Origin of the sequence: Streptomyces morookaense, assembly GCF_013030945.1 — a bacterium.
GTDB lineage: Bacteria > Actinomycetota > Actinomycetes > Streptomycetales > Streptomycetaceae > Streptomyces > Streptomyces morookaensis.
In genome coordinates, this window is the sequence record NZ_JABBXF010000031.1 from 1 (window position 1) to 2,780 (window position 2,780).

Genomic DNA, 2,780 nt, shown 5'->3' on the forward strand with positions numbered 1-2,780 from the left:
GAGGTCGCGCTCGAAGATGAGCACCACCAGGCTCAGCACCCACACCGCGGCGATCGGGCCGAACTGCCGCCCGCGCGGCAGGTAGAAGCCCATGATCCGCCGGCTGGCCAGCGCCAGTGCGTCCTTGTAGAGCGTGAGGTAGCCCGCGAAGAACACCGCGATGGCGGTCTTGACGAACTCGCCGGGCTGGAACGACAGCGGTCCCAGCACGATCCACCGCTTCGCGCCGTAGGTGTCGGCGCCGAAGAACGCCGGGGCGATCAGCAGCACGAGGGCGGTGAACACCATGACGTACTGGTAGCGCTGGAGCAGGCGGTGGTCCTTGAGGAGCACCACGATGGCCAGGCACACGGCGATGCCGATGCCGCTCCACATCAGCTGGTTGGTCTCGCCCGGGGCGGAGTGCCAGCGGATCTTGTACGAAATGTCCAGCCGGTGGATCAGCACGAGTCCGAGGCCGCTCAGCCCGACGGCGAGCGGCAGGATCAACGGATCGGCGTTCGGGGCGAATCTGCGCATCACCCCGTGCGCGGCGGCGGCGACCGCCGAAAACCCGAGGGCGTAGCCGAACAGCGAGCCCGGCACCTTCCCGTCGACGGCCATCCCCACGGAGGCGTAGCCGAACAGCGTGAGGAGCACCGCGAAGCCGAGCATCAACAGCTCGGCATTACGGCCTCTCCCCACGGTTGTCCGTGCCATCCGGGCCGCAGCCCTTCCTCCCAAGCCCATGTATCCCTCGGTTCCCTTACGAGCCGTTTTCCGGCGAATTCTGCGCCGGCGTGCGGCAACACGGCCGAACGCCCAACTGAAGGAGGTTCAGGACTCGTAAAAGGTTGCGCCCTTGCCTCCTTCATCATCGCCATTCTTCTCACACTCCGTCCGCGCGTTTCCTGCGCCCCCTCACCGCAGCACGACGGGCCTCCTCCTGCTCCCACAGCTCCTTGAGCCGGAGCGTCTGTTCGTCGAGTTCGATCGGCTCGTCCTCCTCCTTCCACTCCCCCCGGTCCTTGAGCTGCTGCACCGAGACCTCGACGGGCGGCTCGGGGTCGAAATCGGAGGGCCGCGGGCCCTCGGGGCCGTCCGGGCCGACGCGGACGAGCCGTTCGACCCGCGTCACCCGGAAGCGGGTCCCGGCGACGTTCACCACGTTGCCGCGGGTGTCGTCGAGCCGGTCGGCGGCCTGTGCATGGATCGCGCGTTCCGCCTCGTCCAGTTCCATGGTGAACGGCGCCATCACCCGCAGCCAGGTGGCCAGTACGTCCCGCGCGCCCTGCGGCGTGGAGGAGGTCGCGCCGGGCCGGTGCGCCCGCCACCGGCCGTCCACCCGCTCGGAGATCATGAACGCGGCCGGCAGCAGCACCCCGCCGGGATACCGCCCGGCGGCCCGCCGCGCGTCCTCGGCCACCTCGGGCGGCACGCCGCGCGCCGCGACGAACTGGACGAGGTCCAGCTTGAGGATGCCGTCCGACAGACCCGTGCCGGCGGCCGGGTCCATGACGAACCCCTCGGTGCGCGACGGCAGTCGGTACGCCTCGCCGACCTCCCCGGGGTCGGGGTCGGAGGGGCGGGGCGGCTCGGGGCCGCTGCTGCCCATGCGGATGAAGTGCGAGGCACGCACGATCCTGAACCGGTGCCCGAGCACGCGCACCTCGTCGACGACTTCGCGGTCCATCCGCAGCGCCGCGTCCATCCAGGTCTTCGCGGCTTTCCCGTCGCCCGCGTCCCCGGCCTCCTTGGCACGCATGCGGAACTGCGATCCGAGCGTGTCGCGGGCCTGTTGCGGGGTGTCGCAGCCGTATGCGGACAACTCCCAGCCGCCGGTCTCGCATTCGCGTGCGGAGAAGAACTCGGCGACACCCACGCCCATCAGGTCCGGGTACAACTTCCGGGCCTGCCAGGCCTCCTGCTCGACAAAAGCCGCAATCGGCCCTTCCTGTGGGGCCACCCGGAACATCAGATAGGAGGGGACCCTGTCCTCGTAGCCACTCATGCACCGAATCTGCCGCACCCGGACCCGGCCCGTCCGGAAAACCGGCGAATCACCCCGTGCGACAGCACAGTTCCGCCGGGCGCCAAGGTGCTCCCCCGTGACCGCGCCCTCCCACCTGCAGACCACGCAGGCCTTCTACGACGCCATAGCCACCGAATACGCCGAGCGCTACAAGAACGAACTGGCCGGCAATCCGCTGGACCGTGCCGTCCTCGCCGCGTTCGCCGAGCGGGCACGGGGCCGGGCCGCCGGGCCGGTCGCGGACCTCGGGTGCGGTCCGGGCCGCGTCACGGCACACCTGCACACGCTCGGGCTGGATGTCTTCGGTGTCGACCTGTCCCCCGCGATGGTCGCCCTGGCCCGCCGGGAGCACCCGGGCCTGCGGTTCGACGAGGGCTCGCTGACCGCCCTGGAGCCGGCGGACGGCACCCTCGGCGGCATCGTCGCCTGGTACTCGCTGATCCACACGCCGCAGGAAGAGCTGCCGGCGGTGTTCGCCGAGTTCCACCGGGTGCTGGCCCCCGGCGGCCATCTGCTGGTCGCCTTCCAGGCGGGCGACGAACCCCTGCACATCCCCGGGCCGTTCGGCCACGCAGTGTCGCTGGACTTCAACCGGCTGTCGCCGGACCGCATCACGGCCCTGCTGCGCGAGGCCGGTTTCACCCTGCACGCCACGACGCTGCGCGAGCCCGAGGGCGGCGAGCGGGTACGGCAGGCGTATCTCATGGCCTGCAAGCCGGAGCGCCCCTGGCGATACGGAAGGGCGGCGGCACCCGTCGTGGGTGCCGCC

Annotated in this window: 3 protein-coding genes; 1 reads left to right on the forward strand and 2 read right to left on the reverse strand. The window is 70.8% G+C overall.

All coding sequences use genetic code 11. From position 1 onward, the window contains the following. On the reverse strand, nt 1-699 hold a 699-nt coding region (locus tag HG542_RS15115), incomplete at its 3' end, for an FtsW/RodA/SpoVE family cell cycle protein (protein WP_255315950.1). A 169-nt stretch (nt 700-868) separates the two neighbouring features. Next, on the reverse strand, nt 869-1,990 hold the full coding sequence (locus HG542_RS15120) for a DUF5954 family protein (RefSeq protein ID WP_171081642.1): 1,122 nt from the start codon (nt 1,988-1,990) through the stop codon (nt 869-871). A gap of 97 nt (nt 1,991-2,087) precedes the next feature. On the opposite strand from HG542_RS15120, the gene HG542_RS15125 reads away from it, so the two are divergent. Further along, nucleotides 2,088-2,780: class I SAM-dependent DNA methyltransferase (locus HG542_RS15125; RefSeq protein ID WP_171081643.1), on the forward strand; the 693-nt coding region annotated here is incomplete at its 3' end.